This is a genomic window from Planococcus wigleyi (genome assembly GCF_014836985.1).
In the GTDB taxonomy this organism is placed as follows: Bacteria; Bacillota; Bacilli; order Bacillales_A; family Planococcaceae; genus Planococcus; species Planococcus notacanthi.
The window spans coordinates 226,634-233,284 of sequence record NZ_JACSPU010000001.1 but is presented as its reverse complement, the minus strand read 5'-3'; the positions used below and the strand labels follow the sequence as shown (position 1 = coordinate 233,284).

At 41.3% G+C, this 6,651-nt stretch carries 5 protein-coding genes and 2 pseudogenes; all 7 read right to left on the bottom strand.

Annotated features, from left to right (window positions below):
- On the bottom strand, nucleotides 1-1,703 hold a 1,703-nt coding region (locus tag H9630_RS01000), incomplete at its 3' end, for an Ig-like domain-containing protein (protein WP_225218308.1).
- 262 nt (nucleotides 1,704-1,965) lie between these two features.
- Nucleotides 1,966-2,208, bottom strand: a pseudogene (locus H9630_RS18770) (UTP--glucose-1-phosphate uridylyltransferase); the annotation flags it as partial.
- A 320-nt stretch (nucleotides 2,209-2,528) separates the two neighbouring features.
- Complete coding sequence (locus tag H9630_RS00995; RefSeq protein WP_191713630.1) at nucleotides 2,529-2,927, bottom strand: hypothetical protein; 399 nt, start codon at nucleotides 2,925-2,927, stop codon at nucleotides 2,529-2,531.
- A gap of 1,229 nt (nucleotides 2,928-4,156) precedes the next feature.
- Nucleotides 4,157-5,721: pseudogene (tnpC, locus tag H9630_RS00990) on the bottom strand (IS66 family transposase).
- Between the two features lie 39 nt (nucleotides 5,722-5,760).
- Nucleotides 5,761-6,117, bottom strand: a complete 357-nt coding sequence (gene tnpB, locus H9630_RS00985) for an IS66 family insertion sequence element accessory protein TnpB (RefSeq protein ID WP_191713629.1) — start codon at nucleotides 6,115-6,117, stop codon at nucleotides 5,761-5,763.
- Nucleotides 6,114-6,422, bottom strand: coding sequence for an IS66 family insertion sequence element accessory protein TnpA (gene tnpA, locus H9630_RS00980; RefSeq protein WP_191713628.1), 309 nt, complete (start codon nucleotides 6,420-6,422; stop codon nucleotides 6,114-6,116). The genes tnpB and tnpA (H9630_RS00980) overlap by 4 nt, the downstream gene beginning before the upstream one ends.
- Nucleotides 6,423-6,504: 82 nt before the next feature.
- On the bottom strand, nucleotides 6,505-6,651 hold a 147-nt coding region (gene tnpA, locus H9630_RS18930), incomplete at its 5' end, for an IS66 family insertion sequence element accessory protein TnpA (protein ID WP_404825524.1).

Genomic DNA, 6,651 nt, shown 5'->3' with positions numbered 1-6,651 from the left:
AATTTGGCACCATCGGTGACTTCTACTTGTCCCGCCAGAATATAAGGCGAATTCGCTTTGGTCCAAGCTGTATCTTCTGTGATTTTTCCTTTGAATTGTGTTCCTCCTGTTGAAACCGGCTTTTTGGCAACGGTAAAAATTACTTCGGCGCTCTTACTTCCCTCTGTATCTTCCACAAAGACACTTAGTTCAGTACCCGCTCCTTGTGGTTCGATTTCAACAGCAAATTCTCCCGTCTTATTTGTTGGGCTACTCCAAACACCCTCACCAGACTCTACAAAAACGGTTGTACCTATCCCCGCTGTCCCAGTGACTTTGGTGTCTCCTTCAACAACTGCATTCACTACTGGTTTCGCTGGCGGCTGAGTTTCTTCCACTTTTTTTACTGTAGTAAATGAAATAGTGAATGCTTCAGAACTAGAATACCCTTCCATATTAGCTACTGATTCTTTAGGAATTGAAACGGTATATAGCATTCCATCATCCCATTGAGTTTCTGGAGAAATGACTAATTTATTCTCAGTTATCATTTTCTTTACTGGTACTTGCGCTTTTTTTGCATCTTCCACTTTAATATTTTGATAACCTACTCCATCTTGAATGTTTTCATCAAATACGAAGCTAATTGGACTGTCTAATTTAACTTCAATTGCTTTATCAATAGGATTTGTTTCTACTAATACCGGTGGCGTGTCATTAATATCTTCTACTGGGGTATTAATTGTTTTAAATGTTAATGTCACCATGTCTGTCAAAGCGTTACCTGTTGTGTCAGTTAAGGAACTTTTCGGCAATGTTACAGTGTATTGTTCACTATTCGCTAAGGATGTGCTTGGCGTTAAAGACAATGTATTATTTAGAATTGCAACTTCTGTAGAAACTGCTTTTTTCTTCGAATCTGTTACTTTAATATCTTTAAAAGCTGTTCCTTTTACAACGTCTTCATCGAAAGTAAAAGTAATAGGACTCTCAATTGCAACGTTTTCAGAACTAGCTAAAGGTTTTGTTTCGACCAATATCGGTGGTTCAGTGTCTCCCTGTTCTGCAGGAACCACTGTAAGAGATAAGGATTCAAGCGCAAACTCTTGTTTAAAGACATCAATAACACTAATATCAATTGTATTTTCTCCATCATTCAACACAAGTGGCAACTCAAATGACCCGTCGGCTTGAGATGTCGTTTCAACACCTCCACTTTTCACAGTGAATCCTGGAACAGTATTCCCTTTTAAGGTATAAGTGCTGTTTTCAACCACATTATTCTCAGGCAAATTAAAAGAAGTTGGTGGTGCAGGATACAGTTTTGCATCTACATTTAAGTTTCCAACATTCGTTGTTCTGCCATAAGGATCTAATACACCGTATTGCAGATAATTAGAATCTCCCGTCATATTACCAAAAGACATTTTCACATTATTGGCGTATAAGTCATGGCCATTAAGATACATCGTCCCACTGTTTTTTATATGTCCATATATTATTAAATCGGCATTAAAGTTAATTGTCACTCCTGCATTAACTGTAATTATTACATTAGGCGCAACGATTAAATTCTTATCAATCGTCTTCGACTGGTCCCACGTCTGAGACTCGGTAATAATTGTATACTGACCGCTACTTGCCGCAATTTCCAAATCTGCAGCAAAAGCAAAATTCGGTAGAAGTAACACCACAATTAAACATAAACTAATTATCTTTCTCATCATCTTCTCCTCAATGTCCTCATTAGACTTCTTTTATTAATTAACAATTCTTTCAAGCATGAAATAATAAATCCTCTACAAACCCCTTCTTATTTTTACAATAAATGTATCATTAGTATATCATATATCCTGATTCTTACTACTCATTATTTATCCACTTTTTAATACTTTTTCAACTTAGTATTGACTTGTTTCTCGCAAATTAAAAAACAAGCAAATTAGGAATTCTTACATTCCCAATTTACTTGCTTTCATCATTTTCTTACTTAGTAGATACTTTTTGTTCCGCCGATTTTTTCTCAAACAACGCCAACAACTGATCTCTCAGCTCTGGACGTTTCAAAGCAAACTCAATCGTTGTTTCAATGAAACCAAAGTTCTTTTCAACATCAAAACGTTGCCCATCAAATTCATAGACATAAACAGACTGGACTTCATTTAACTTCTGGATAGCATCCGCCAGCTAGATTTCTCCACCTGCGCCTAATTGATGCTCTTGTATGTACTGCCTGACCTATGCGCAGAAGGTAGAAAAAGATAAACACGTGCAGGACATGAAGCCCTAGTAATGTAGACTATGTGTGTTCAGAAGACAATAATTCCTTGCTGTTTCCAAACGACCTCTGTGTATAATCAAGTCATGACTATATATAAATTTTTATAAATATGCCAAAGCCGTATCCTGTAACCCTTGAGGTTGCCCTATACGACTTTTAAGTCAACCAAGTATCGTATACTAAATTGACTCTGACACAGGGACACAATTTTTATATTGTCGCACTTTTCGAATGAATTTATTAGTCGATGCAAGAAATCGCTATAATATTATCTATTAAACTTTGCAATAGCCAAGCAGACAAGAAGACTTATAACAAAAACCAGACCTCTTTCTTGTATAAATTCTAAGATTACTTCAGAATAAGTAAAAGTTATTCCGTCTTCTATAGCGCCTTTCGTGATAAGTTTGAATAACATATATTCAAACATAATAGGTGTTAGGATAGCTAGAAAATAGGGGAACAAAAAGAAACCAATGCAGATTAATGCCACCCCGACAATAAAAGTAATCGATGACTTGTCAGATAAGCTAATAAGTAACACAGGAAGAAATGACACGAATGCCATCAACACAAAAGCAGATCCAGCAATAGAAAAACCACTGTCTTCTTCTAATCCTTTTTTAACCCCTTTTGATACTGCACGTTCAACATCAAACTTATCCATGGCTAATTCCTTCTTTCTTTTTACATTATTTATATAAAATTTCCGCTCTGATCAATTAGCTTTGTTCAATTAGATCTAAGACTGTACTAATTATTCTAAATCGTAGGGTAGTAATTCCTGTAGCGCAAAGAAGTTTACATTTTTCTAATTTCAGCAACCGCAAGCAGCTATGAAAATTTGGTCTTGTATTCTATGAATTAACCACTTTTTGATGATAGTCATCGCGGGTAGACCAGTCAATTACTAATTCAAACTCATTGTTACTATTTTGTTCCCATCGAGAATCAGCTCATTAAGGATTTAATAATTCAACTATTTGCCTTCGTTTCAGTATAGTAAGCACATTAGCCTACTACCAATACTTTTGAGCCAATTATAACCATAGTGGAAATTGTTAGCAATAACAAAATTAGTAAAATAATTTCGGCAAAAATAATCTGCGATATTGTTCTGAAATAGATAGTGAAATTGTTATTTTATATACGAATATTCTAATACAATTAGATTAATTTAAAGTATAAACGTAAAGCCAAAATCTCTTGTAAACGATAACTCTCCCGTTCATATCGAGAATATGAGCTTTAGGAGTAAGTTGATCCAACAAAGCGGCTCCTTTTCCTCCCAAATAATGCTAGTACTAGACAAACATAATGATACGGGAAACATGATAAAGGTGGTTAACTTTTATATTAGCTTTTACACAGCATCCATTCTTCGTGTCCATCCGTCAGCGGATTGATATTTGATTTCACCTGCATCAGCTTGACATCGCAGAGACCGAACAATACATAAATATACATCTTGCTTAAGCGGGTGTGGAGCGAGATATCTTCAGTGAATCTGCGATTGAAGAAGTGTTCAGCTATTCGAGTGGTGCATCGCGCCTTATCAACAGGTTGGCGACGCATTGCCTGTTATTTGCAGGACCGAATGGAAATCGCAACATCGATGATCGGATGGTGAAGCTTTCGGTGCCAGGCACCCACGCAATTTCACCAAGAAGCCTGATAATAGAACTGTACTCTTTTAGATTTTGGAGAACCGAGCAGCCGTTCCAAGTGGAAAATCGTATACCTAAGCTCCCCATAATAATAATTATCGTACTCGGTCGAGCCAAAGAAAGGTCCCACTATCGTCGGCATGAGTTTCGAAGAGTAAACGTCCAATAGTTCACACCTGGTTTCTTAGAAAAGAAAATGCCTTTCCGATTTTTGTCGGAAAGGCATTTTCTATTTTTTCTTTTGGATGTAACAGTCTTTTGGAAGTTCCTTCGACCAGGGCATGAGATGATCGATGTTCAAGTCAGCCGTCATGTCCAACTGCGGAAGTTCTTCGAAAAGAAATTGAAGGTAGAAAAATGGATTCAATCCATTCTCTTTGGCTGTCTCTACGAGACTGTAGATGATGGCACTGGAATTCGCACCGCTTGTCGAAACGGCAAACAGCCAATTCTTTCGTCCGATGACGAACGGTTTGATCGATCGTTCGGCGCGGTTGTTGTCGATCTCGATACGTCCATCTTCCATGAACGTTGTCAGCTTGTTCCATTGATTCAACGAGTAAGTGATGGCTTTACCGGTGGCCGATTGAGGCGCAATGATTTCTTTTTGTTCATGGAGCCAAGCCAAATAAGCATCCAGCACAGGCTGACTGTCTTTTTGGCGTATTTTCAACCGCTCTTTGGCATCCAACTTCTTGATTTTTCGTTCAATCGCGAATAATTGGTTACAGAAGTTGAGGCCCTTTTTGGCAATCGTCGATCGGGTGGCACTTGACGAGGGACTCTTCAATGCCTTCAGCGCCTCATCGAATTTCCGGCGGGCATGTGCCCAACAGCCCGCGAGCTCTACATTTTCGAGCGATTCATAGCCGGCATATCCGTCGACATTGAGATAACCTTCGGATTTGCACTCGAGCGGCTCGCCCGGTAATCGAAAAGGACCATCGGTTTTTCCGAAGCGCCGCTCGTGCGGTAGAGCCACATGTACGACTTGGACTGGGCCGTTTTGCCGGGCTCATCAAGCACTTGCAGGCTGGTCTCATCGGCATGAAGCAGCTCTTCCTGCAGGAGTTGCCGGTGAAGGGTATCATAAAACGGGCTCAACCAGCGGGTGGTGCTTGAAATCATCCAGTTCGACAGGGTCTGGCGGTTCAATGGAATCCCCATCCGTTCCAGCTGCTTTTCCTGACGGTAAAGTGGCAGCCCGTCCGCAAACTTTTGCGTCATGATGAAGGCAATCGCGGAAGGAGAAGCCAATCCCTTCGGGATGACCGGATTCGGCATTTTTGCTTTCATGATAGGTGTCGTGATTTCATATTTTTCGCAATGCCGGCAGCTGTAAATGTGCTGAACGTGTTTCACCACTTTGACCTGTGCCGGAACGATTTTCAGCTCTTGCCGGGTTTGATGGCTCATTTCATGGAGTGCGTGATCGCATGCCGAACAGACCTTCTCTGCGTCAGAGAGGTCGTAATGGATGGTTTCGACCGGCAGGTCTTTCAACTTTTCGGCACGGCCGCCAATTTTTTTGCGCGTGTAGTTGACGGTCTCCATTGTCGGTTCCGCCAATAAGACGGAAGAAGAGATTTCGGCTTCGTTGAACAGCTGCAGCGCCAACTGATTGTCATCCGTCTTTTCGCTGGATGCACCAAACCGTTTCTGCTGGGACAGGCGGAACTGTTCTTCGTACCACTGCACCTTCAGCTCCAGTGTCTTCATCTGGTTCTCTAGCTGCGCGTTCTTCTTTTCCAGTTCTTCAATTGTAGGTGAGGTGTTTCCGTCTGGTTTTCTCATAAGTCTAAGAATAGCACAAAAGTTTTGCCTCAAATAGACCTAAATGATTTTTTTCGCCGCAACGGATGGGTGTGCTTGGTGCTGGTTCAGCGGCAGGCCATCGAGCAACCAATTCAACTGCCGGGACGTGATGGGCAACGGCTGGCTGGACCCCAGGTCCGGCCAATCGAACAACCCTTTTTCCAACCGCCGGTAGTAGAGCCAGAAGCCATTGTGGTCCCAAAACAGGATCTTGAGCTTGTCTTTTTTCCGGTTACAGAACACAAAAAGTGCATGGGAGAAGGGATCGAGCTGGAACAGTTCCTGGACGATGACTGCCAGCCCGTCAATCGACTTTCGGAGGTCTGTCGGTCCGGCCGCCAAATACACCCGTTCGACAATCCGTCCGTTCATCATAATTGGTCAAGTGTCCGAAGGACCTTCAGTAACAGTTCGTCCTGGAAGCCACTCATCACCTCGATTTCCACATTTTTAATTTTCAACGTGATGGTGTCTTTCAAATTTTCTTCTTCTTCCACCAGACAGGAGACCCAAGCGGTCTCTGGTTTCTCTGTGGCTACCGGTGACTGCTTGCGCAGCCAGTATTTCATCGTGTGGATTTTGATGTCCTTCTTCTCACACCACTGCACCAGCGTTTCTCCACTTTCCCGATATTCATTGATTTGACCGGTCCAATATAATTCCTTCTCTTTTCTTTTCAAAAAAAACTCCTCCCAGAAATTCAATTCTGGAAAGAGTATCTCATGAAGAATCTTCTATTAGAACGTGCTCATTATTGGACGCTTACGAAGGTTCTTCCACCAGACAGGAGACCCAAGCGGTCTCTTGCGACTTTTTGGATACGGGCGACTGTTTGCGCAGCCAGTATTTCATCGTGTGGATTTTGATGTCCTTCTTCTCACACCACTGCACCAGCGTTTCTCCACTTTC